Here is a 22,245-nt window from a genome sequence, read left to right as displayed (position 1 = left end):
ATGACATAGGCATATGCCGTAGGGGTGCGCCCCTGATCGCGGCTCCGGGGCGCATCCCCCAGTCCCCCGCACACCCCCCTGAACAGGCCTCCGGCGGCTATCGTGGGGGCGAAGCCTCCGGCCACAGGCCGGCCTCCGGTTCCAACTGGCAGGGGGAAGCCGTGGCGTTGAAGCCCGAACCGACGGCGTCATTCCACTCGGTGCAGTACGCCCTGCGCGTGCTCGAAACGGTCTCCAAGCACGGCAGCGGCGTCACGGACACCCAGATCTCCCGGGAGACGGGACTGCCCGCCGGCCATCTCTCCCCGCTCCTGCTGACACTGCGCCGTGAGGGCTACGTCGAACAGATCACCGACGGGGCGTACGTCATCGGCGCCTCGCTGCTGCTGGTCGGCTCGGGAGCCGCCCGCCGCCAGGCCCTGGAGTCCAAGCTCCAGCAGACCCTCGCCCAGCTGCGCGACTCCGTCGGCGCGGCGGTCTACATCAGCCGGTACGTCGACGGCGAGATCCGCGTCACGCAGTACGCCGACAGTCCGCTCACCCCCGCCGTCAACGAGTGGGTGGACTTCCGCTCGTCGGCGCACGCCTCGGCGATCGGCAAGTGCCTGCTGACCCAGCTGGACCAGAACGGCCGGCGCGACCACATCTCGCGGCACAAGACGGCCCGGCTGACCTCGCGGACGATCACCAACGAGAAGGTCCTCTTCTCCAAGCTGGACAGCCAGCCGGCCACGGTCCCGGTGCTCGACCTCCAGGAGTACGCGGTCGGCACGGTGTGCGCGGCGGTGCCGCTCACGGCCGGGTCCTCGGCGGGCTGCCTGGCCCTGTCGATGCCGGTGGAGGACGCGCACCGGCTGCGCGCCGCGGCGGACACACTCAACCGGCGCGCGGCCCCGGTCCTGCTGTCGCTGGCGCTGTAGGGGCGCCCGGGACAGGTGTGTCATCAGCACCCCTCCGGACCAGGTATTATTTTCACGTCAGCAGGCGCCGCTAGCTCAGTTGGTTAGAGCAGCTGACTCTTAATCAGCGGGTCCGGGGTTCGAGTCCCTGGCGGCGCACAGACAACGCACGAGGCGGTTTCCGTATCCACGGAAGCCGCCTCGTGCGTTTTGCGCTGCTTGCAGTCATGTACGAACGTTTTACACAGTCGTACTAGACAGCTGTTTTAAACAGCCGTATATTCCTTGGCATGACGAACCCCACGAGCTCCACCGCCGCCCCCGGCGCACTCGCCGGCCGTCGGGAGTGGACCGCCTTCCTGGTCCTGCTCCTCCCCCTCCTGCTCGTCTCGATGGACGTCTCCGTCCTCTTCTTCGCGATCCCGTCCATCGACCGGGACCTCGCCCCCAGCGCCACCCAGCAGCTGTGGATCTTCGACGTGTACGCGTTCGCGCTGGCCGGCCTCCTCATCACGATGGGCTCGCTGGGCGACCGCATCGGCCGCCGCAAGCTGCTGCTGATCGGGGCTCTCGCCTTCGGCGCCGCCTCGGTCTGCGCGGCGTACGCGAACAGCCCGGAGATGCTCATCGCGGCGCGGGCGGTCCTCGGGATCGGCGGGGCGACGCTGATGCCGTCCACCATCGGGCTCGTGCGCAACATGTTCCGCAACGAGCAGCAGCGGGCGAAGGCCATCGGCATCTGGTCGGGCGCCATGGCCGGCGGCGTCGCGCTCGGTTCGGTGCTCAGCGGGGTGATGCTGGAGCACTTCTGGTGGGGCTCGGTCTTCCTGATCAACGTGCCCGCGATGCTCCTGCTGCTGATCCTCGTGCCGCTGCTGGTGCCGGAGTTCAAGGACCCGAACCCGGACCGCTTCGACTTCCTCAGCGTCCCGCTGTCCATGGGTACGGTCCTGCCGGTGGTCTACGGCATCAAGGAGAGCGCCGCCCACGGGCTCGACACCGAGCGGGCGCTGATCATCGCCGCCGGGCTGCTCGTCGGCTGGGTCTTCGTCCGCCGGCAGCGCACCCGCTCCGACGCGATGATCAGCCGGGAGCTGTTCCGGGGCCGCGGCTTCGGCACCGGGATCGGACTGAACGCGCTGGCCGCCTTCGCGATGATGGGCTCGGCCTTCTTCACCACCCAGTACCTGCAGTCGGTGCTCGGCATGAGCACGATGGAGGCCGCGCTGTGGAGCCTGGCCCCGTCGCTGGCGGTGGGTGCGGCGGCGCCCGCGGCGACCGCCGTCGCCCAGCGGACCGAGCGGGCGTACGTGGTCTGCGCCGGGTTCGTCATCGGGGCGGCGGGCTTCGGCCTCTTCACCCTGGCCGGGACCGACTCACTGGTCCTGCTGCTGATCGGCTCGGCCGTGATGAGCAGCGGCATCGTCGCCGTGATGGCGCTCGTCTCGGACATGGCGATGGCCGTCAGCCCCGCAGAGAAGGCCGGCTCGGCAGCCTCGCTGCTGGAGACCGGGCAGGAGTTCGGCGGCGCGCTGGGCATGGCCCTCCTCGGCGCCGTCTCCACCGCGGTCTACCGGGCCGACATGCCCGCCTCCGCCCCGGACGTCGCCCGCAAGACCCTGCCGGGCGCGCTGACCACCGGTGACCACTCGCTGATCGCGATCGGCCAGGAGGCCTTCGTGCACAGCATGCGGTACGCCTCGGTGACGGGGTCGCTGATCCTGCTGACCGGTGCGGTGCTGGCGGCGACCCTGCTGCGCCGGGCGACCCGGCCGGCGGCGACCGCCGCCGGGGAGACCGCCACCGAGGCGCCGGCCGCGGCTCCGGTCCCCGCCCAGGTCTGACGGTGGCCCGGCCCGTACCGGCACGGCGAAGCCCCGGGGAGTCCGTGGACTCCCCGGGGCTCGCCGCGCTGCCCGCCGGCAGCACGTCAGTCACGCGGCACGGTCACCGGCGGACGTCAGAACTGCACGTCCGAGCACGCGTAGAACGCGTTGGCGGTGTCCGCGATGTTCCAGACACTCAGGATGATGTGCTTCCCGGACTTCTGGGTGGGGATGGTGCCCTGCTGGGTCAGCGTCGCCGGGGGCTGCTGGTTGTTGTACGGCACCGTCATGAAGGGCTGCGGCTCCAGGTCCGCCCGGGTGAGCGGCTTGGTGGGGTCCCAGCCGTCCTTGGTGATGTAGTAGCGGAAGTCCGTCGTGGCGTGGCGGGCGGTGAACTGCCAGCGGAAGCTGAAGCCCTGACCGGCCGTCACCTTGGTGGCGGGCCAGTTGCCGCCGCGCGGGTCGTCGAGCTGCGCGAACTCGCCGTGGCCGCCGGAGCAGATCTTCCCGTCGGCCGGACCGGCCGCCGGGAAGCCCTTGGGGCCCTCGACACTCTGCGGCTCCCACTGGATGTTGCCGCAGCCGGTCACCGTGCCGTTGGCACACAGCTTCTGACGGCTGATCGGGTTGTCCGTGTAGCCGTGGCTGCTGGCGCTGCTGGTGGCGAACATCGAGACGCCCGCTACCGCGAGGCCGACCAGGGCCGCACTTGCCTTCATACGCATGTGATGTCGCTCCTCGGATCGTGGGGGGAGTGGGGATTCCATGAGCACTGCTGCGTACGCGCGTTCTGCGGTCTAGACCAAGGCTTAGATTATTGCCGTGCCTTGACCATGTCCAGACCAATGAGCGCGTGATTCCGGTTGCCCCGGAACCTCCCCCGCACGTCCTCAGGCGCCGTCGCCCCCGGTACGCCCGGTGTAGAAGGCCACCGTCAAGTCCTTGACCAGGGACTTGCGTTCGTAGTCGTCCAGCTCCACGAGACCGCGTTCGGTCAGCCGGCTGACGGTGTCGTCCACCGCGTCCACGACCGAAGTCAGGACGCTGTCCCGGTGCTGGGCGTCGATCGCCGCGATCCGGCGCCGCTGCATCGCCGCCGCCACCTCCGGCGCGTACTCGATCCCGGTCGGCTGGGCCGAGTACACCTCGACGCCGACGGGCTCGCAGTCCGCCTTCAGCATCCGCGTCAGCGCGTCGCCGACCGCCTCCGCGTTGCGCAGCGTGTGCGCGTCCTCGTGGAAGGCGTCGGCGGGCAGCTGGGACAGGACCCGGGCCATCGCCGCCTCGACCTGCTCACGCAGGTACGTCTCGTGGTCCTCGATCCCGAGGGCCGCCCGCACGGTGTCCTTGACCCGCCACACGACCTGGACGACGACCCGCAGCGCGGTGCCGTTCGCGTCCACCGCGGGCAGCGGCTCGCTGCGCCAGTGCCGCAGCCGTACGTCGATGCGGCGGCGCAGCAGCAGCGGGCTGATCCACATCAGCCCGGTCCGCCGCACGCTGCCCCGGTACTGGCCGAACAGGGTGAGCACCCAGGCGTGGCCGACCCGGCCCCTGGTCAGGCCCCCGACCGCGAAGAGCACGACGGCCGCCAGGAAGACGAGCGCCGCCCAGGCGCCCGTGCCCAGTCCGTCGTACGGCCGCGGACCGAGCCCGAAGCGGGCGAGCACGACGGCCGGCAGCGCGCCGGTCCACCACAGCACCCCCGCGGCCGCCGCGGTCCCGCCGAATCCGGTGAGCAGCGCGAACCAGCCGGGCAGCGCGGGGCCCGGCCGCTCGTGCAGCCGGGGGTCGGCGTCGGGCGCGGGCCGGGTGGCGGGCCGCACCTGGGGCGTCCTCGGCACGGGCGGCCGGCGCACACCGGCCCCGGGCTCGCCCCCGCCGGGGCGTACGACGGTGGACGGCACGGCGGCAGCCCCGGCGTTCCGCTCCTCCCGGAAGAGGAGGTGCACGGGGATGGAGGCGGTCCGCTCGTTGGCGATGACCGCCTGATGCCGGCCACTGTCCCGGAGCGGGTCGGTACGGGGTGCGGAGTCGGGCCCGGGGACGAGGACCGGGCCGGTGCCGCCCTCGACGCCGGCGCGGGCACCGGCGAGGACGGGCTCGCGCTCGGGGACGGGGGCCTCGGCGACCGGCTCGGGCTCGGGAGCGGGCTCCGGCACGGAGGCCGACACGGCATCAGCGGGCACCGTGTCGGCGGGCACAGCATCAGTGGGCGCCGCGTCGGCTCGCACCGCATCGGCGAGCACCGCGCCCAAGGGCACCGCGTCCGCGGGCTCCTCCGCACCGGCCTCCGCATCCGCTCCCGCCGCCGAGGGCACCGACACCGAGGCGGACGTCGCACCCAGCAGCCCCCTGCGGTCGTCCTCGCCCGGCATGAGATCGAGCACCAGATCGACGACGGAATCGGAACCGGTCGCGTCCCCGGCCTTCGCAAGCGCCCCGGTCTCCGGACGCGTCCCGTTCTCCGGACGCACCTCGGCGTCCACCGGCCCGGTCTCGTCGGCCGGTACCCGGTCCTCGGGCACCTCGACGACCACCTCACCGCCGGCGGGCACCGACACCGCGACCGGCCCGAAGACCGGCGGCGGCACGGGGCCGGGGTCCTTGGACGGCACCACGCCCCGCACCGGCAGGCCCTCGGGGACCGCGTCGGCCTCCTCACCCATCACGGCCCGGGTACCCGCCGCCGCCCACGCGTCGGTGACGCTGCCGGCGCCTCCCGGGCCCACCCATTCCCGTACCGGGACGGTCCCGTACCGCTCCTCCCCGTACTCCGTCTCCTGGCCGTGCTCCGGGTTTCCGGAGCTGTCCGACACCGTGGATCGCATTACCGCCTCCGTCATGTCCGTCGTGTCACGCGAAGAGTCGCCGCCAGGTTTCCGGGCCCGGATAGCCGTCGGCCTCCGCGCCCCGCCAGCCCTGGGCCTTCTGGAAGGCCTCGACATTGCGCCGGTCCGCCTCGGTCCAGCGGGGGTCGGGGCCCGACCGGTAGTACGCGCCGTATCCCTTCTTCACCAACTGTTTTCCGAGCTTGTCGACATGGCTGTTGGACCGACCCGGCCGGAAATACCCCCGTCCGGGGAAGGCCGGGACCGCCTTGGAGCCGCTCTGGCCGCCCGCGGCGGGGATGTCGTGGCCGGTTCCGGTCACCAGCAGCTCCCAGGTGTCGGGGCCTGGGATGCCGTCGGCCTCGGCGCCCTTCCACCCCTGGGCCCGCTGGAAGGCCTGGGTGGCCCTGCGGTCGGCATCGGTCCAGACCGGATCGGGGCCGACCTTGTAGAAGCGCTTGCCGCCCCGGGCGACGAGCATCGTGCCGAGCCGGGTGACATGCGCGTTGTTCGTCCGGGGACCGAACTTCGCCGCGCCGGGGAACGGGGTCGCGGTGGTCTCGCTGCCGGACTTCCCCGGGTTCAGGCCCTTGTAGCGGTAGGCCACATAACTGGCGGAGTTGGTCCAGTACGCCATGGGCGTCGTCTGCTTGCGGGTGTGCGGCTTGGTCTGCTCGTACGCCGTGTATCGGGTGTGCGTCGAGTCGGTCCAGCCGCCGAAGATCGTGACGTGGGAGCCCTTCGCCGGGTCGGCGAGGTTGTGGAAGAGCAGAATGTCGCCGGGCTCCAGGTCCGCGCGGGCGATCCGGGTGCCGTACGCGGCGAGGCTGCCGGTCCACTCGTTGCCCGCCAGGTTCCAGGCCATCGAGACATAGCCGGAGCAGTCCTGCCGGTACCCGTCCGACCAGTACTTCGACATGCTGTACGGGACCTGCGCGGTGACCCACTTCTTCGCCCGATCGATGATGTCGGCGCGGGTCGTCGCGCGCGGCACGGGCGCCTGGGCCGCCTGCGGTCCGGAGGCCCCGGCCCCCCGCAGCGGTCCGGGAACCCCCTGGGGGCTGTCCGGCAGCGGGCCGATCCCGGCGGGCAGCCCCGCACCGGGCACCGGGGCGGGGTCGTGCGGGGCTCCGGCGGACTCCCCGGCCGCGCCGCCGAGCACCACCCCGGCCGCGGTGACCAGGACCATCGCACGCCGGGCACCGTGGGCGGCCGGGTTCCCCCCGTACCGCCTGGGCAGCCCCCCGGCGGCGGTCCGCCGCTGGTCGGCGCAGCCCGGACAGGGACAGTCGATGGCGGGTACGTACTCCTCGAAATCCGGCACAGTCATGCGATTCCCCTCCGCAGTCGTCAAGATCCTCGGGCGCATCTGCTCGGGCGTCAGTGTGGCAACGGTCGTGACATACCGCAGTTTGACGGATAGAAGGGAAAAAACGACCATCCGACAGGCCGGGAGGGCGGCGAGATGGTCGGGAGCACCGCTCGGGATCGGGTAGAGTTCTCCAGGTCAGCAGGCGCCGCTAGCTCAGTTGGTTAGAGCAGCTGACTCTTAATCAGCGGGTCCGGGGTTCGAGTCCCTGGCGGCGCACGCACACTCAAGGCCCCCTCGCTTCGTGCGAGGGGGCCTTGATCGTTTCCGGTGCGCGACGCAAGCGCTTCACCGCGTGCGGAGGGTGACCGGTTATCGACGTAACGTCAGGAAACGGGTGGGCGGGCCGGGCGTGTCCCCCTACAGTGGGGCGTGCGGCGGGCCCGGTCGACCGGGATCCGCCGGGCCGACCCCAGACCTCCCGTGTCGGCGCCGGGCCACTCCCGCGGCCCGCGTACCGCGGTCGAGGACCGGCCCGGCCGCCGCCCGGGACGGGCGGCGGCCGGGCCCGGTACCGGTGGGGGCGCGCTCAGGCGGCCTTGCCCGCGGGCTTCTCCGCCGTGAGGTAGGCGGAGACGATCACGTTCGCGGTGTACGAGTGCGACGCGCGGTCGTACGTGCCGCCGCAGGTGATCAGCCGCAGCTCCGCCCGGCCGTCCTTGCGGGGCCCGTACGCCTTCGCGGCGTCGAACCGGGCGCGGGTGAGGACCTGGACGTCGTCGATGGTGAACTCGGCGACCGTGCCGTCGGTGCGGGTGACGTCGACCTTCGCGCCGGGGCGGGCCGCGCTGAGCCCGTAGAAGACGGCCGGCTTGGTCTCGGTGTCGACGTGGCCGACGAGCAGGGCCGGGCCCTCGGCGCCGGGCCGGGTGCCGCTGCCGTACCAGCCGACCGTCTGGGGCGTGTCGAAGGACGGCGGCTCGATGGCGCCCTCCGCGTCCAGGCCCCGGGAGACGACCGGGGCGCGGACACCGAGCGAGGGGATCTCGACGCTGCTCGGCGTCACGCCCTTGATCGGTGCGTGCGCCGGGGGCAGCGGGACGCCGAGCGGGCGCCCGACCGCGGCGACGTCGCCGGTGGTCGGGGCCGAGCCGATGCCCGAGCCGTCGGTGATGCCGCGGCCCCACAGCCACAGGCCCAGCAGGATCACGGCCCAGGCCACTCCGGTGAGCAGCCTGCCGTGACCTGCCGAGTCCTCCGATGCAGACATGTCAGTCGGCCGCCGGGCGGCGACGGCGCACGCTGCGGTAGGCGACGGCGACGGCCGCGACGGCGGCCATTGCGAGGCCGATCACCTCGTGGGTGGTGCCGGGGCCGTCCTGGTCCGCGGTCTCGCTCGCGAGCACGGCGGTGCCGCCGCCGCCCGCGTGGACCGGGGCGACGGGCATGGGGCGCTCGCGGTGGACGACGGTGACGGTGGCGGTCGCCTTGGTGTGCTTGTCGTCCTTGCAGATCGCCTCGACGTCGTAGTCACCGGGCTCGGCGTCCGAGCGGATGCTCGCCTCGGCGTAGAGCGTCCGGTCGTTGCCCGCCGAGAAGCGCACCTCGGAGACGAAGGCGTCGGAGTTCCCCTTGGCCTCCTTGGCCTTGCAGCCGGACAGCTCCAGGTCGACCTCGCGGCCGGGGGCGACGGACGAGGGGGAGACCGACAGAGTGGCGCGGGAGTGTGAGTCCTCGTGACCGGAGCCGGATTCGGCCAGTGCCGCGGGGATCGGCACCAGGGTCGCCGCGGCCAGTGCGGCGGCACAGAACGTGAGGGGTATGGAACGCATCGTGAACCTCCTGATGGCAGGTTCACGCGCGCCGGGACGTTTCGCATCCGCAGCGCGGGGGCGCTGGGCCGATGGAGTGGGGGGAGCGGACCCGGCGCGGGCCCGCTCCCCCACCGGAATCCGGTGTCAGCCCAGGTCGACGAGGTCGACCAGGTCCGCGATGGAGTCGACGACCGTGGACGGCCGGAACGGGTACTTGTCGATGTCAGCGACCGTGGTCAGCCCGGTGAGCACCAGGAACGTCTGCATGCCCGCCTCAAGACCGGCCAGCACATCGGTGTCCATCCGGTCGCCGATCATGGCGCTGGACTCGGAGTGCGCGCCGATCGCGTTGAGCCCGGTGCGCATCATCAGCGGGTTCGGCTTGCCCGCGAAGTACGGGGCCTTGCCGGTCGCCTTGGTGATCAGGGCGGCGACGGAGCCGGTCGCGGGCAGCGGGCCCTCGGCGGACGGGCCGGTCTCGTCCGGGTTGGTGCAGATGAACCGGGCCCCGCCGTTGATCAGCCGGATCGCCTTGGTGAGCGCCTCGAAGGAGTACGTACGCGTCTCGCCGAGCACCACGTAGTCGGGGTCGTGGTCGGTGAGGACGTAGCCGATGTCGTGCAGCGCGGTGGTGAGACCGGCCTCGCCGATGACGTACGCCGTGCCGCCGGGGCGCTGGTCGTCCAGGAACTGGGCGGTGGCCAGCGCGGAGGTCCAGATGTTCTCGACGGGCACGTCCAGGCCCATGCGCTTCAGCCGGGCGTGGAGGTCGCGGGCGGTGTAGATCGAGTTGTTGGTCAGGACCAGGAAGGGCAGCCCCGAGTCACGCAGCCGCTTGATGAAGGCGTCGGCACCGGGGATCGGCGTGCCCTCGTGGATGAGGACGCCGTCCATGTCGGTGAGCCAGGACGAGATCGGCTTGCGCTCTGCCATGTGGGACTCCAGTTGCCGTACGCCAGGTGCGGGGACGCCGGCGGCACCGCGCTGTGCAGCGCCGACGTCCCAGAGTTTAGGCCGACTGTTCGACGTGGAGGTACCTCCTGAGCGGCGAGGACGCCCCGTGGGGAGCGCCGGTCCGATCAGGGCTGGGTGCGGCGGGTGCGGCGGGATGCCAGGACCATCGCGCCGCCGCCGATCAGGAAACCGGAGACGGTGAGCGCGGGGAGCGGTACGGGGACGGAGATGCCGGTGGCGGCGAGCTGCGGGACCCCCGCCGGGTCGGTGCCGGGCGGAACGGGGCGCCGGGTGGTGCCGGGGTCCGCGTATCCCTCGTCGCCCTTGCCCTTCACCGTGCCGCTCCCCTGTTCCTCGTCCTCGCCCGTGCCGCCCACGCTCTCCCTGCCCGTTCCGTCCGCGCTCTCGCGGTCGCCGTCCGTCCCGCCGCTGTCGGTGCCGTCACCGTCGCTGTGCTCGTCGACCACGGTGAACGGGTAGTCCTCGGACTCGCCGACCCACTCCCCGTCGCCGCCGGGCGTGCTCCCCGCGCCCCGGCGCTGGACGATCGCGGCGTTCGCGGTGATCCGGCCGGGGCTCGTGTCGGAGGTGAAGGCCAGCCGGACCTGGACGGTGACGGTGCGTCCGGCGGGCACAGTGAATCCGGGGAAGGCGTCGTCCCCGTCGCCGCCGAAGACACCGATGTGCTCGTCACGGTCGGTCGTCTCCCAGGTCACGCGGTGCTCGACACCGGGGCGGGCGCGCTCGGAGAACTCCAGCTGGATCTGGTCCGAGGTCAGCGTCCGGTCCTCGTCGGTGAGGACGAGCACGGGGTGGATCGCGCGGCAGGACTCCGTCGTCGTGTTCGTCAGGTCCAGGAACCAGGTGCCGTAGCCACCGCCGGACGCGTAGGTGTCGGGTCCGCCGTGGATCCGGGTGTCGATGGGGAAGTCCGCCGACGCGGGGGTGCCGCAGGCGGGCTGCTGGTCGGCGGCGGCCGCGCCGGGCGCCGCCGCCGCCGGGGTCAGCCTCGTGGCCGGCCCCGCGACCGGGCTGCGCTGCGGCGCGGCGGACGCGGTGGCCCCGCCGAGGACCACGGGCATGACGCTCGCGGCGGCGAGCCCGAGCGCGAGACCGTGCCGGGTGCGGCCGGCCCCGGAGGGCTCGGCGGGCTCGGAGGACGGGGCGGGCTCGTAGGACCCGGAGGGCTCTGCTGGTTCGGGGGGCATCGCGGGGCAGCCTCCACTTCGTACGGCAACGGCCGGTCGGGGCGCGTGCGCGGGGCCCGGTCGTCCGGACGGCGCTGCTCCGCTCCGGGAACACGCCCTGGGGCGGCGACCCTGTCACGCGCGCGTGTGCGTCCCGCGCAGGCGTGCCGGGGGCCCGTCCGGACGGCGCCGTGGGTCCGCCCGATCGGCGCAGGGCGGGGTGCGCCTACCGGGATCGGCCCGCCTCCGCCCCGCCGTTGCCGACCCTTCCGAACACCGGGGCGAGCACCAGCTGGGCCGCGCCCTCCGCGACCGGGCGGTCGCCCTCGCGGTGCGCCGTGACCGGGACGGGTGTGCCGCGCACCCCGTCGCGGCGGGCGCGTTCGTCGAGGACCGCGCGCACCCCGCGTACGTACGCGTCGGGGTCGGCGGCGACCGTGCGGCCGCCCAGCACCACGCGGTCGATGTCGAGCAGCCCGACGAGGTTGGCGGCGCCGGTCCCGAGGACCCGCGCGGCCTCGGCGGCGTCGCCCCGGCGGACGGCGGCCAGGCACAGCGCCTCCAGGCAGCCGCGTCCGCCGCAGCCGCACGGGATGCCGTCCAGCTGCACGGTCTGGTGGCCGAACTCCCCCGCCCCCGTCCGCTCCCCCCGGTGCACCGTCCCACCGAGGACGAGCCCCGCGCCGAGGCCGGTACCGAGGTGGAGGTAGGCGAAGTCGGCGGGGCCGCCCGCCCCGAGGGCGAGACCGAGGGCGGCGGCGTTGGTGTCCTTGTCGAGGACGACGGGCAGCCCGGTGCGGGCGGCGAGCGCGTCCCGCAGCGGGTACCCGTCCCACTGCGGGAAGCCGGTGACCCGGTGCAGCACCCCGCCCCGGTGGTCGAGCGGCCCCGGCACGGCGACGCCCACCCCGAGCACCGGCGGCGCCCCGTCCCCGCGCACGGCTTCGACCGCCCCGGCGGCGGCCGCCAGCACCTCGTCCGCCGGGGCCCCGAAGTCGAGCGGGGCCGTACGGCTCGCGGCGACGGCGCCCGCGAGGTCGACGAGCACCGCGGTCAGCCCGTCGCGGTCCAGGTGCAGCCCCACCGCGTAACCGGCCTCGGGGACCAGCCGCAGCACGGTGCGCGGCTTGCCGCCGGTGGAGGCGCGGCGGCCCGCCTCGGCGGCCAGGCCCTCGGCGCGCAGCCGGGCGGTGATCTTGCTGACGGCCTGCGGGGTGAGCCCGGTGCGCTCGGCGAGTTCGAGCCGGCTGATGCCGCGCTCGCCCGCGACCCGCAGCAGGTCGAGGACGAGGGCCGCGTTGTGGCTGCGCAAGGTGGGGAGGTTGGCGCCGCTGGTGCTCCTGTTCACCCACCCATTGTCGCCCGCGCTTGCACTTTGGCAACAGCGTTGCCAAAGTGGAGTCATGACCTCCCCCACCTCACCCGAGACCTCCGGCTCCCCCTTGCGCGTCGGACTCGTCGGCTACGGCCTGGCGGGGTCCGTCTTCCACGCCCCGCTGATCACGGCGACCGACGGCCTCGTCCTGGACACGGTCGTCACCCGCGACGAGGAGCGCCGCGCCGAGGCCCGTGCCGCCTACCCGGACGTACGGTTCGCCGCCTCGCCCGACGAGCTGTGGCAGCGGGCGGACGAGCTGGACCTGATCGTCATCGCGTCACCGAACAGGACGCACGTACCGCTGGCGAAGGCGGCGCTCGAAGCCGGGCTGCCCGTCGTCGTGGACAAGCCCGTCGCGGGCACGGCGGCCGAGGCGCGCGAGCTGGCGGCGCTGGCCGAGGAGCGCGGACTGCTGCTCTCGGTCTTCCAGAACCGCCGCTGGGACAACGACTTCCTCACCCTGCGCGCGCTCCTCGCGGACGGCGCCCTGGGCGAGGTCCAGCGCTTCGAGTCCCGGTACGAGCGCTGGCGCCCGCAGCTGAAGGGCGGCTGGCGCGAGTCCGGCGACCCGCGCGAGATCGGCGGGCTGCTGTACGACCTGGGCAGCCATGTCGTCGACCAGGCGCTGACCCTGTTCGGCCCGGCGGCCCGGGTGTACGCGGAGACGGACCTGCGGCGTCCGGGCGCGGCGGCCGACGACGACACGTTCGTGGCGATCACGCACACCTCGGGCGTCCGCTCGCACCTGTACGTGAGCGCGACGACCGCCCAGCTCGGCCCGCGTTTCCGGGTGCTCGGGTCCGCCGCCGGCTTCGTGAAGCACGGCCTCGACCCCCAGGAGGCCGCCCTGCGCGAGGGCGCCCGGCCGGGCGGCGACGCGCCGTGGGGCGAGGAGCCCGAGGAGCTGTGGGGCCGGCTCGGCGCGGGCGAGTCCCCGCTCACGGGCGGCGGCACCCCGGTCCGTACGCTCCCGGGCGACTACCCGGCGTACTACGCGGCGGTCGCGGACGCGCTGCGCGGGAAGGGCGACAATCCGGTGACCGCCCTCCAGGCCGCCGAGGCGCTGGACGTCCTGGAGGCGGCCCGCCGCTCGGCCCGCGAGGGGATCACTGTCACCCTGCGGCCCGCCGGCGCCTCCGCCCACGCATCCGAGGAGCAGTCCGTATGAACCCCACCGCTCCGACCATCTCCGAGCTGATCGCCCAGGAGCGCAGGCTGACCCTGCCGCACTTCGGCTACGACGACGCCTACGCGCTCGGCGGCCTGCTGGTCGCCCTGGCCCGGGAGCGGCACGCCCCGGTCGCGATCGACATCCGGCGCGGGGCGCAGCAGCTGTTCCACGCCGCGCTGCCGGGGTCGAGCGCGGACAACGACGCGTGGATCGACCGCAAGCGCCGCGTCGTCGAGCGGTACGGGGAGAGCTCGTACCTGGTGGGGACGCGGTTCCGGGCGAAGGGGACGACGTTCGACGAGGCGTCCCGGCTCGACCCGGACGTGTACGCGGCGCACGGCGGCTCGTTCCCGATCGCCGTCGAGGGCGCGGGCGTCATCGGCTCGGTGACGGTCTCGGGCCTGCCGCAGGCGGAGGACCACGCGCTGGTGGTGGAGGCGCTGGAGCAGTTCGCGTCGCGCATCGGCGGCTGACGTACGCGGAGGGGTGGGGTCCGTACGGGACGGCCCCACCCCTCCGATGTATCAGGGCGCTCTAGGGCCCTGTACGGCGGATCTTCGCGGAACAGGCCCTACGCGTCCTTCAGCTCCTGCCGCTGCCGGCCCAGGCCGTCGATCTCCAGCTCGACGACGTCGCCCGCCCGCAGATAGGGCTTGGGCTCGGGCTGCCCCATGGCCACGCCGGCCGGGGTGCCGGTGTTGATCACGTCGCCCGGGTAGAGCGTCATGAACCGGCTCAGATAGCGGACGACCTCGCCGACGGGGAAGATCTGGTCGGCGGTCGTGCCGTCCTGCCTGAGCTCGCCGTTGACCCAGAGCTTCAGCGGGAGGGCCTGCGGGTCGGAAACCTCGTCGGCGGTCACCAGCCAGGGACCCAGCGGGTTGAACGTCTCGCAGTTCTTGCCCTTGTCCCAGGTGCCGCCGCGCTCGATCTGGAACTCGCGCTCGGAGACGTCGTGCGCGACCGCGTAGCCGGCGACATGGGCCAGCCCCTCCTCGGCCGTCTCCAGGTAGCGCGCGGTGCGCCCGATGACGACGGCGAGCTCGACCTCCCAGTCGGTCTTCACGCTGCCGCGCGGCACGAGCACGGTGTCCTCGGGCCCGACGACGGTGTCCGGGGCCTTGAAGAAGAGGATCGGCTCGTCCGGGATCGCCGCCCCGGTCTCCGTGGCGTGGTCGTGGTAGTTCAGCCCGATGCACACGATCTTGCCGATCCGGGCGAGCGGCGGGCCCACCCGCAGCCCTTCGGCGTCGAGCGCCGGCAGCCCGTCGGGGGCCGCCGCCGCGGCGCGCACCCGGGCGAGCGCGTCCTCGTCGGCGAGCAGCGCGCTGTCGATGTCGGGGACGACTCCCGACAGGTCACGCAGGGTTCCGTCCTGGTCCAGCAGCGCCGGTCGTTCCGCGCCCGCCGTACCCACACGAAGCAGCTTCACGCGTCTTTCTCTCCTCGGTCGGGGTCAGGCCCGTCGGATGGGTGGCGGCCATCGCAGGCTTGTCCGATCCTCCAAGACATCCGATCACTCCGCAAGACCCTGTTCACCACCTGGACCGGCGCCGGTCCGGCCCGGTTACGCGGCCGTGGCGACCGCGGCACCCGGAGCGGGCATGTCGCGGTACAGGAAGGCCCGCTCGATCGCGGTCCAGGTGGTGCTGGTGACGACGTACAGCGCGGCGGCCAGCGGCACGAAGGCGACGGTGAAGAGGGTGAAGAAGGACATCAGCGGCATGAGCTTGTTCATCGCGCCCATGCCCGGCACCGGCTGCCCGTCGGGGCCGGTGGCCGGGGTGACCGGGTTGGCGGCCATCTGGCGCTTCGTGCGCCCGTAGTTGAACGTGGCGACGGCGGCCACGATCGCGAAGAGGCCCAGGTAGACCAGCCCCTGTGCGCCGAACATCCCGCCGTGCGCGAGGGCGTCGTGCCAGCGCTCGCCGAGCGGCGCGTCGAACAGCTGGTGGCCGAGGAGTTCGTTGGCCTTGTCGCCGATCCTCTGGCTGGAGAAGAGGTGGTAGAGCAGGAAGAACGCGGGCATCTGGAGCAGGCTCGGCAGGCAGCCGGAGAGCGGCGAGACCTTCTCCTCGCGGTGCAGCTCCATGAGCGCCTTCTGCATCTTCTCGCGGTCCTTGCCGTGCTTCTTGCGCAGCTCGGCGATCTGCGGCTGGAGGCGGCGCTGGGCCTTCTGCCCGCGTGCGGCGGCCCGCGAGAGCGGGTGCACGGCGAGCCGGACGAGCGCGGTGAACAGGACGATCGCGGCGGCGGTGGACGCGTTCTGGAAGAGCGGGTGCAGCAGGTCGGCGAGGGCGCCGACCAGGCTGGCGAAAGCGGACATGAAGGCGGACATGGGTGAGCCCTCCGGGGGTCTCGTCGTGCCGGGAAGCGGGGAGAAACGTGCTTCGGCGTGACGGAATCCGCGAGGGGGTCCCTTCGAAAAAGGCGGTGTCCTTACGCGGCCGTCAGGAGGGCACGACCCGGGGCTCGGGGACGGCGGCGCCCCTGGGCGTCCGGGTCCCGTTGCGGCAGGAACGCGGTGCGCTTCTCCCGGTCGCGCATGGCGGTGCGCACACGGGTGCGGGGCACCGGGGTGGCGCAGCGGGCGCTGATGACCGAGCAGGCGACGAGCGCGGTGCCGGCGGCCGCGGTGGCGGCGAGCGCGACGGCGGCGGAGAGGCTTCCGCCCTCGGCGAGGAGCACCTCGGTGAGGAGGAAGAGGAGCAGCCCCGCGGGGCGCAGGACGCGGGAGAGACCGCCGCGTACGCGGTTCACGGCGCTGGTGTCCATGGACGGTGCCTCCCTTCCTCGCTCGCTCCTGCCGTCCATCCGTTATACACGATGACCCGGCGCCGTCAACGTACGTTGACGGCGCCGCCATGCGCCCGAGCGCGTGGCTCAGCCCGCCCCCACCGGCGCCTCCCACTCGTCCCGGGCCAGCACCTCGTCGTCCGGCCGTTCGTCGCGCTCGCGCGGACCGGCGTACGTCACCGCAAGCGCGACGGCCAGGTTGGCGGCGAGGGCCACGATGCCCGCGTTCACGCCCCACACCGGGTCGTTCTCCGTGAACACGAACCCGCACACCACCCCGACCCCGACGACGAGCCCGGACATCGCCCCGAGCAGGGTCAGCCGCCGCCACATCAGCCCCAGCAGCACCATGGGGAGCAACTGCGCCATGCCCTCGTACGAGATGAGCGAGAGGCGTACGAGGGTGTTGGGGGCGGTGTACGTGAGGAGCAGGGCGAGGGACCCCGCGACCACGACGACCAGTTGGGCCGCGCCCTTCTGCCGCCGCTCCCAGCGCGGCACGAGCGAGAGCACGCTGCGGCCCCACATCGTGCCGATGACCAGCATGAACACGGCCATGGGCACGATCGAGGAGAGCGCGGCGGCGACCCCGATGATCCCGACGGACCAGGCGGGCAGCGAATCCACGACCAGCTTGAAGAGGGCGAGGTTGGACTCGGCGCCGACGAGCCCCGGCACCACGAACAGGGCCGCCATGCCGAGCAGCATCGGGACGAAGAGCAGGACGTTGTAGGCCGGCAGCCACATCGCGTTGCGGCGGAGCACGTCGGCGTTCTTGGCGCCGAGGTAGCCGGCGACGGTGGTCGGGAAGATCACGACGGTGAGCGAGTTGAGGAACGAGGTGGTGATGAACCACGCCTGCCCGAGCCCGCTGTCCCCGTGGCCGGGGAAGGTCAGCCACTCGCTCTTCTCGGTGACGAGCCGGTCGAGGAAGGGCCCGTAGCCGTCGAAGTAGTGCACGGGCACGTAGATGGCCAGGAACCCGAGCGTGACGATCACCAGCAGGTCCTTCAGCACGGACACCCAGGCGCTGCCGCGCAGCCCGCTGACGACGACGAAGCCGGTGGTGACGGCGAAGGCGATGAAGTACGCCCAGTTCAGGCTGATGGCGCCGTAGGAGATCGTCGAGACGACGACGCCCATGCCGGTGATCTGGAGCTGGATGTACGGGAGCAGGAACACGGTCGCCAGCACGGCGACGAGCGCGCCGAGCCAGGGCCGCCCGAAGCGGTGCGCCACCATGTCGGTGATCCCGACGAGACCGTGCTTGCGCGCGTACGCCCAGAGCATCGGGCCGACGACATAGCCGACGGCGTACCCGCAGGACATGTACGCGACGACGTACAGGACGGGCGCCCCGTAGTTGTAGCCCCAGCCGGCGGCGCCGAGGTAGCTGAAGCTGGTGTAGCCCTCCCCGGCCATCAGCACCCAGATGAAGACCGTCCCCAGGCTCCGCCCGCCCACCGACCACTCGGCGAGCCCTCCACCGCCCCGCCTGCCGCGTACGGCGAGCAGCCCGAGCGCGACGGTGGCGACCATGAAGACCCCGAAGACGGAGGTCGCGACGGCGGCGTTCACCGGCGGTCACCCCGCCGGGTCAGCCATACGGCGACAGGGGTCAGCAGGGTCGCGCCGAGCAGCCAGAAGAAGAGGAACGGCAGCCCGAGAACGACAGGTCTGACCCGGTTCACGAACGGCAGCGCCCCCAAGTAGAGGACGTAGGGGACCAGCAACCACAACAACTGCGGACGTCGTCTGAGCACGTCGGCCAACGTTACGTCCTCGCGCGCCGGGGCTCCCGGGGAGGCGCCCCGGGACACGGGACATCTGTCGCGCGACCTTCAAGTGGGCGATACTGGAAGGGATTTCGAATCACGGGGAGTCGGGACATGGCTGTTTCGAGGACTGCGCGTGTCGCCGCATGGATCGTCGCCGTCGTGGCCGGGCTGGTCTCGGTGGGGCTCATCGTGATGCTGGTGGCCGATCCCGGTATGGCCGACCTGGCCGCCGCCGTCACAGGCGCCGTCGTCGGACTCATCGCCCTGGCGTTGTCCGTGGCCACGTTGGTCCGAGGTTCCGGGAGCAGGGGCGGGAGACCGCAGGTGCGCTCCGAACGGGGCGGGGTCGCCGCGGGCGGAGACGTGGTCGGCAACGCTGCGGGTGACCACTCCACGGTCGTCGGCCGCCCCAGCACGCCCGGCAGAAATCGCGGTGCCGGGCAGCGGGCGGACGTCCGTGCCGGGCGGGACGCCATCGCCGCCGCCGGCGACGTACGGGACAACGCGCTCGGAGACGGCGCCGAACGCCGATGAGTCCCCGCCGGCGGCGGCGCAAGGACGCCGAGGCCGCCTCCACGACGGCAAGGGGACCGGCCGACCCCGAGCAGCAGATCTCGGCGGCCGACGGCGCGGTGGCGGCGGGCGGAAACGCGGACCACAACGCGGTCGGTCCGGGCAGCAGCGTGCACGACCTTCGAGGGGCCCATATCCACATCGCCACCCCCGAGGTGGCCTGGCCCGTGGAGATCGGTACCGTCCCCGGTCTCGCGTCGGCATTCCAACCGCGTTCCGCCTTACGGGCACAGATCGACGCCGCGCAGGCCCGTGACGGCGCCGCTCCCCCGGCGCAGATCCTGTCCGGTGGTGGCGGCACGGGCAAGTCCCAGCTCGCCGCCTCGTACGCGGCCGAGGCGATCAGCACGGGCACGGACCTGGTGGTGTGGGCGGATGCGGGCGAGGTACGGCGGGTCGTCGCTCTGTACGCCCGGGCAGCCCGTCGCCTCCGCGTCCCGGACGCGACGGGCGAGGACACCGAGCGCGACGCGCGTGCGCTGCTGTCGTGGCTGGCCACCACGGACCGAAGCTGGCTCGTGGTCCTGGACGACCTCAGCGACCCGGCGGGGATGAGCGGCTGGTGGCCCCGCAGTCGGACCGGTACCGGACGGGTCCTGGCCACCACCCGCCTGCACGACGCCCGCGTCACGGGCAACGGGCGACGGCGCGTCCCGGTCGACGTCTATACGCCGGACGAGGCCACGGCGTATCTCCGCACTCGCCTGACCGAGGACGACGCAGGGCATCTCCTCGACGACGCGATCGGCGATCTGGCCGCCGCTCTCGGGCATCTGCCGCTGGCGCTCGGGCACGCGGCCGCCTACATGCTCAACCAGGACCTGCCCTGCGCCCGGTATCTGGTCCTGTTCGGCGACAGCACCCGGACCCTCGGGCAGCTGCTTCCCGAGGACGCCGATACCGAGGGCTACGGACGGGAGGTGGCCGCCACGCTGCTGCTCGCCCTCGACGCCGCCCAGCGCACCGAGCCCGCCGGCCTCGCCCGCCCCGCCCTCCGTCTCGCCGCCTTCCTGGAACCCGCCGGGCACCCCCGCGCTCTGTGGACGGCCCCGGCCGTCCTGACGTACCTCACCGAACACCGGTCCGCCGCGCCGGGCGAAGCGATCGGGACCGAACCCGTCACCGCCGAACAGGCCGAGGCGGCCCTGCGGGTGCTGCACAGGTACGCCCTGGTCAACTGCGACCCGGCGTCCGTACGGATCCACGCACTCACCGCCCGCGCCGCCCGCGAGCCGCTCGACGAGGCGGCCCTCCCCGCACTCGCGCGGGCGGCCGCCGACGCCCTCCTCGACGTCTGGCCCGACCACGATCACACCAGTCCCGAGCCGGCGGCCTCCCTGCGCGCCAACACCGACCGGCTGCACCAGCTGACCGGCGAACACCTCTGGCGGCCCGAGGGGCACGAAGTCCTCTACCGGGCCGGGTGGAGCTGGAGCGCGGCCGGGCTCGTCGTGACAACCGCCGCCCACTGGGAAGAGCTCGGCCGCACCAGCCGCAGGATCCTCGGTCCGACACACCGCAGCACTCTCCGGGCATGCGCCGAGCTCGCCGCGCTGTGGTGCGTCACCGGGCGGGCGGCGGAGGCGATCACCCTGACGGAGCAGGTCGCCGCCGACTGCGAGCGGCTCCTCGGCCCCGCCCACCGCGACACCCTCATGTTCCGCGCCGACCTCGTCACCTTCTACGCGAACGCGGGGCGAGAGCCGGAAGCCCTGCCCGTGGCAGAGGACATCCTGGCCATCCGGGAAAGAACCCTCGGGCCCGCGCACGCCGAGACCCTCACCGCCCGCTCCGCCGTCGCCTTCGCCCACAGCAAGATGGGGCACGTCGAGGAGGCCCTCACGCGCTTTCATGACCTCTTGGCCGACCAGACGCGGATCCTCGGGCCGGAACACCCGGCCACTCTCCGCACACGCGCCAACGTCGCCGCCTCCTACGCGGACACCGGATGCACCGCGGAGGCCATCGCCGAAACGGAACGGCTCCTGGCCGACCGCGAACGCTTCCTCGGCCCCGATGCTCCCGACACCCAGCTGAGCCGCTCCGCCCTCGCCTCGGCCTACAGCCAGGTGGGGCGCGCCGAGGAGGCCGTCGCGCAGACGGAACGCCTCCTGGCCGGCCGGGAACGACTGAAGGGGCCCACGCATCTCGACACCCTCCGCACCAGGAGCGAGCTCGCCCTCCGCTACGCCTACACGGGGCGTCTCCCGGAGGCCATCGCGCTGGAGGAATCCGTCGTGGCCGACTGCGAACGGCTCCTCGGACCCACCCACCTCGACACCCTCCGCACCCGCTTCAATCTCGCCTTCTCGTACGGGGACGCGGGACGCTTCGCGGAGGCGGTCGCTCTGGCGGAAAGCGTCCTGGCCGACCGGGAACGGCTTCTCGGTCCCGACCATCCCGAGACCATCCGCAGCCGTGCCCTGGTCCTGGCCCTCGCCGTCGGTCAGCGGCCCGACGCGTAGCGATGCGGGGCCGGGAGGCCGGCACGGCCCGGGACCAGGCCCGACGGTCGGTACCGAAGGCCGTCCTGCCGTCGCCCGCCCGGATTCGCGCAATGAGACACCCACCGCCACCACCCGGTCGGCCCGCCCACGCGCCGCACGACGGATCCGCCGCCCCGCAACACTCCTGAGCCGGGACGAGGCTCACTGCCCCGGGCCGGGACAAGCCCTCCGCCGCACCCCCGCACAGCAGTACGGTGTGATTCATGCGCCCCGACACCCCTGCCGACCACATCACCGAAGCCGAGCGCCTGCTCCGCACCGCGGCGCAGTACCCCGAGGACCACGAACCGCTGCTCCTCCAGGCCGCGGCCCATCTGGAACTCGCCGGTGACCGCGCCCGTGCCACGACGCTCTACGACGAACTGCTCAACGCCCCCGGCACCGAGCACCCGCACCTGGTGAAGGCGCTCAGCGCCGCGAACCTCTGGGAGTACGGCCACGAGGCGGAGGCCCGCGCGCTGATCGACGGCGTCCGCGTGGCCGCCCCGCAGGAGGCGGCGCCGTGGGAGATCGCGGCCGAGACGCTGGAGGCCCACGACGAGCTGGAGGCGGCCCACGACCTCTTCTCCACGGCCCTGCACCTGCTGATCGCCCCGGGCGAGGAGGTCCCGTACGCGACCCAGTCGCTGCTGACCGGACGCCACCGGGTGCGCCGGCTGATGGGCGTCCCGCACGACGCCTGGGACGAGCTGGCGGACACCCTGCACACGGCGGCGGTCCCGCTGGACGAACTCCACGACCCGAAGCGCCTGTGGTCGCTGGGCTCGTCGGACCCGGGCGAGCTGCGCGCCGAGATCACCCGCCTGCGCGCCGAACTGGGCACGTACCGCACGGCGTTGTCGCGCCCGTTCCCGGTGGCGGTGCTGCACTGGCCGGCGGACGAACTGCGCGAACTGCTCACCGCCTACCCGAGCCTGGGCAGCGAGTACGCCTCGCACCCGGACCACCTGGCCCGCCTGGAGACGGCCCTGCGCGACCTCCAGGCGGCGGGCACCCCGAACCTCGGCATCGTCCGGGGCACGGTCCCCTCCTACGAGGCCTTCGCCGCCTCGGAGGCCGCCTCCCCGGCGGACCCGGACCTGCTCCCCCAGTACGCCACGACCCTGGCCGCCCGTGGGCGCGCGGTGCCGTGGCCGCCGGCGAAGAGCGGCGCGTGCTGGTGCGGGTCGGGGGATTCGTACCGGGAGTGCCATGGGGGGCGGGGGAGTGCCATGGGGGGCGG

General features: G+C 73.2%; 20 protein-coding genes and 2 tRNA genes. 9 read left to right on the top strand and 13 right to left on the bottom strand.

Features of this window, described 5'->3' with window-relative positions:
• Positions 1-161: 161 nt before the first annotated feature.
• The 3 genes from EAO73_RS16775 (at position 162) to EAO73_RS16765 (ending at position 2,743) form a co-directional block, all read left to right on the top strand.
• On the top strand, positions 162-920 hold the full coding sequence (locus EAO73_RS16775; protein ID WP_147972374.1) for an IclR family transcriptional regulator: 759 nt from the start codon (positions 162-164) through the stop codon (positions 918-920).
• Between the two features lie 64 nt (positions 921-984).
• A tRNA-Lys gene (locus EAO73_RS16770) sits at positions 985-1,058 on the top strand.
• Positions 1,059-1,189: 131 nt separating this feature from the next.
• Positions 1,190-2,743, top strand: a complete 1,554-nt coding sequence (locus EAO73_RS16765) for an MFS transporter (protein WP_147972373.1) — start codon at positions 1,190-1,192, stop codon at positions 2,741-2,743.
• Positions 2,744-2,859: 116 nt separating this feature from the next.
• Here EAO73_RS16765 and EAO73_RS16760 read toward each other — a convergent pair whose 3' ends face one another.
• The 3 genes from EAO73_RS16760 to EAO73_RS16750 all read right to left on the bottom strand — a co-directional run bounded on the left by EAO73_RS16760 (position 2,860) and on the right by EAO73_RS16750 (position 6,886).
• On the bottom strand, positions 2,860-3,450 hold the full coding sequence (locus EAO73_RS16760; protein ID WP_147972372.1) for a lytic polysaccharide monooxygenase: 591 nt from the start codon (positions 3,448-3,450) through the stop codon (positions 2,860-2,862).
• A 165-nt stretch (positions 3,451-3,615) separates the two neighbouring features.
• Positions 3,616-5,556: an SPFH domain-containing protein gene (locus EAO73_RS16755; protein WP_147972371.1), complete on the bottom strand. Its 1,941-nt coding sequence runs from the start codon at positions 5,554-5,556 to the stop codon at positions 3,616-3,618.
• 25 nt (positions 5,557-5,581) lie between these two features.
• The gene (locus EAO73_RS16750) at positions 5,582-6,886 is read right to left on the bottom strand and encodes a peptidoglycan-binding protein (RefSeq protein WP_147972370.1); all 1,305 of its coding nucleotides are present in this window, start codon (positions 6,884-6,886) and stop codon (positions 5,582-5,584) included.
• Positions 6,887-7,070: 184 nt separating this feature from the next.
• On the opposite strand from EAO73_RS16750, the gene EAO73_RS16745 reads away from it, so the two are divergent.
• A tRNA-Lys gene (locus EAO73_RS16745) sits at positions 7,071-7,144 on the top strand.
• A gap of 310 nt (positions 7,145-7,454) precedes the next feature.
• Here EAO73_RS16745 and EAO73_RS16740 read toward each other — a convergent pair.
• The 5 genes from EAO73_RS16740 to EAO73_RS16720 form a co-directional block, all read right to left on the bottom strand.
• Positions 7,455-8,135 (bottom strand): class F sortase, encoded by a 681-nt coding sequence (locus EAO73_RS16740; protein WP_147972369.1) that lies wholly within the window; start codon positions 8,133-8,135, stop codon positions 7,455-7,457.
• A 1-nt stretch (position 8,136) separates the two neighbouring features.
• Complete coding sequence (locus tag EAO73_RS16735) at positions 8,137-8,697, bottom strand: hypothetical protein (RefSeq protein ID WP_147972368.1); 561 nt, start codon at positions 8,695-8,697, stop codon at positions 8,137-8,139.
• Positions 8,698-8,823: 126 nt separating this feature from the next.
• Positions 8,824-9,612: an HAD-IIA family hydrolase gene (locus tag EAO73_RS16730; protein WP_147972367.1), complete on the bottom strand. Its 789-nt coding sequence runs from the start codon at positions 9,610-9,612 to the stop codon at positions 8,824-8,826.
• Positions 9,613-9,758: 146 nt separating this feature from the next.
• Positions 9,759-10,841, bottom strand: coding sequence for a hypothetical protein (locus EAO73_RS16725; protein ID WP_147972366.1), 1,083 nt, complete (start codon positions 10,839-10,841; stop codon positions 9,759-9,761).
• 205 nt (positions 10,842-11,046) lie between these two features.
• On the bottom strand, positions 11,047-12,168 hold the full coding sequence (locus EAO73_RS16720) for an ROK family transcriptional regulator (protein WP_147972365.1): 1,122 nt from the start codon (positions 12,166-12,168) through the stop codon (positions 11,047-11,049).
• Between the two features lie 55 nt (positions 12,169-12,223).
• On the opposite strand from EAO73_RS16720, the gene EAO73_RS16715 reads away from it, so the two are divergent.
• The gene (locus EAO73_RS16715; protein ID WP_147972364.1) at positions 12,224-13,366 is read left to right on the top strand and encodes a Gfo/Idh/MocA family oxidoreductase; all 1,143 of its coding nucleotides are present in this window, start codon (positions 12,224-12,226) and stop codon (positions 13,364-13,366) included.
• Complete coding sequence (locus EAO73_RS16710) at positions 13,363-13,842, top strand: heme-degrading domain-containing protein (RefSeq protein WP_018518004.1); 480 nt, start codon at positions 13,363-13,365, stop codon at positions 13,840-13,842. The genes EAO73_RS16715 and EAO73_RS16710 overlap by 4 nt, the downstream gene beginning before the upstream one ends.
• 98 nt (positions 13,843-13,940) lie before the next feature.
• On the opposite strand, the gene EAO73_RS16705 is transcribed toward EAO73_RS16710, so the two are convergent.
• The 5 genes from EAO73_RS16705 to EAO73_RS16685 form a co-directional block, all read right to left on the bottom strand.
• On the bottom strand, positions 13,941-14,801 hold the full coding sequence (locus EAO73_RS16705; protein ID WP_147972363.1) for a fumarylacetoacetate hydrolase family protein: 861 nt from the start codon (positions 14,799-14,801) through the stop codon (positions 13,941-13,943).
• Positions 14,802-14,936: 135 nt separating this feature from the next.
• Positions 14,937-15,707, bottom strand: coding sequence for a YidC/Oxa1 family membrane protein insertase (locus tag EAO73_RS16700; RefSeq protein ID WP_147972362.1), 771 nt, complete (start codon positions 15,705-15,707; stop codon positions 14,937-14,939).
• A 101-nt stretch (positions 15,708-15,808) separates the two neighbouring features.
• Positions 15,809-16,144 (bottom strand): DUF6412 domain-containing protein, encoded by a 336-nt coding sequence (locus EAO73_RS16695; protein WP_147972361.1) that lies wholly within the window; start codon positions 16,142-16,144, stop codon positions 15,809-15,811.
• A gap of 108 nt (positions 16,145-16,252) precedes the next feature.
• On the bottom strand, positions 16,253-17,743 hold the full coding sequence (locus tag EAO73_RS16690; protein WP_147972360.1) for a sodium:solute symporter family protein: 1,491 nt from the start codon (positions 17,741-17,743) through the stop codon (positions 16,253-16,255).
• Complete coding sequence (locus tag EAO73_RS16685; RefSeq protein ID WP_191134109.1) at positions 17,740-17,937, bottom strand: DUF3311 domain-containing protein; 198 nt, start codon at positions 17,935-17,937, stop codon at positions 17,740-17,742. The genes EAO73_RS16690 and EAO73_RS16685 overlap by 4 nt, the downstream gene beginning before the upstream one ends.
• A gap of 117 nt (positions 17,938-18,054) precedes the next feature.
• Here EAO73_RS16685 and EAO73_RS16680 point away from each other — a divergent pair, with 117 nt between their 5' ends.
• The 3 genes from EAO73_RS16680 to EAO73_RS16670 all read left to right on the top strand — a co-directional run.
• Positions 18,055-18,477 (top strand): hypothetical protein, encoded by a 423-nt coding sequence (locus tag EAO73_RS16680; protein WP_147972359.1) that lies wholly within the window; start codon positions 18,055-18,057, stop codon positions 18,475-18,477.
• Complete coding sequence (locus EAO73_RS16675) at positions 18,474-20,981, top strand: tetratricopeptide repeat protein (RefSeq protein WP_147972358.1); 2,508 nt, start codon at positions 18,474-18,476, stop codon at positions 20,979-20,981. The genes EAO73_RS16680 and EAO73_RS16675 overlap by 4 nt, the downstream gene beginning before the upstream one ends.
• Positions 20,982-21,226: 245 nt before the next feature.
• Positions 21,227-22,245: SEC-C domain-containing protein (locus tag EAO73_RS16670; protein WP_147972357.1), on the top strand; the 1,019-nt coding region annotated here is incomplete at its 3' end.

The sequence above is a fragment of the Streptomyces sp. col6 genome (assembly GCF_008042035.1).
In the GTDB taxonomy this organism is placed as follows: Bacteria; Actinomycetota; Actinomycetes; order Streptomycetales; family Streptomycetaceae; genus Streptomyces.
Note: the sequence above shows the minus strand (reverse complement) of the source record. Positions and strands in the feature narration are given on the sequence as shown.

Bases quoted from the DNA above. Each gene is read 5' to 3' on its own strand.
- EAO73_RS16765 (WP_147972373.1), top strand. From the start codon at position 1,190: ATGACGAACCCCACGAGCTCCACCGCCGCCCCCGGCGCACTCGCCGGC.
- EAO73_RS16760 (WP_147972372.1), bottom strand. From the start codon at position 3,450: ATGCGTATGAAGGCAAGTGCGGCCCTGGTCGGCCTCGCGGTAGCGGGC.
- EAO73_RS16755 (WP_147972371.1), bottom strand. From the start codon at position 5,556: ATGCGATCCACGGTGTCGGACAGCTCCGGAAACCCGGAGCACGGCCAG.
- EAO73_RS16750 (WP_147972370.1), bottom strand. From the start codon at position 6,886: ATGACTGTGCCGGATTTCGAGGAGTACGTACCCGCCATCGACTGTCCC.
- EAO73_RS16740 (WP_147972369.1), bottom strand. From the start codon at position 8,135: ATGTCTGCATCGGAGGACTCGGCAGGTCACGGCAGGCTGCTCACCGGA.
- EAO73_RS16735 (WP_147972368.1), bottom strand. From the start codon at position 8,697: ATGCGTTCCATACCCCTCACGTTCTGTGCCGCCGCACTGGCCGCGGCG.
- EAO73_RS16730 (WP_147972367.1), bottom strand. From the start codon at position 9,612: ATGGCAGAGCGCAAGCCGATCTCGTCCTGGCTCACCGACATGGACGGC.
- EAO73_RS16725 (WP_147972366.1), bottom strand. From the start codon at position 10,841: ATGCCCCCCGAACCAGCAGAGCCCTCCGGGTCCTACGAGCCCGCCCCG.
- EAO73_RS16715 (WP_147972364.1), top strand. From the start codon at position 12,224: ATGACCTCCCCCACCTCACCCGAGACCTCCGGCTCCCCCTTGCGCGTC.
- EAO73_RS16710 (WP_018518004.1), top strand. From the start codon at position 13,363: ATGAACCCCACCGCTCCGACCATCTCCGAGCTGATCGCCCAGGAGCGC.
- EAO73_RS16700 (WP_147972362.1), bottom strand. From the start codon at position 15,707: ATGTCCGCCTTCATGTCCGCTTTCGCCAGCCTGGTCGGCGCCCTCGCC.
- EAO73_RS16695 (WP_147972361.1), bottom strand. From the start codon at position 16,144: ATGGACACCAGCGCCGTGAACCGCGTACGCGGCGGTCTCTCCCGCGTC.
- EAO73_RS16680 (WP_147972359.1), top strand. From the start codon at position 18,055: ATGGCTGTTTCGAGGACTGCGCGTGTCGCCGCATGGATCGTCGCCGTC.
- EAO73_RS16675 (WP_147972358.1), top strand. From the start codon at position 18,474: ATGAGTCCCCGCCGGCGGCGGCGCAAGGACGCCGAGGCCGCCTCCACG.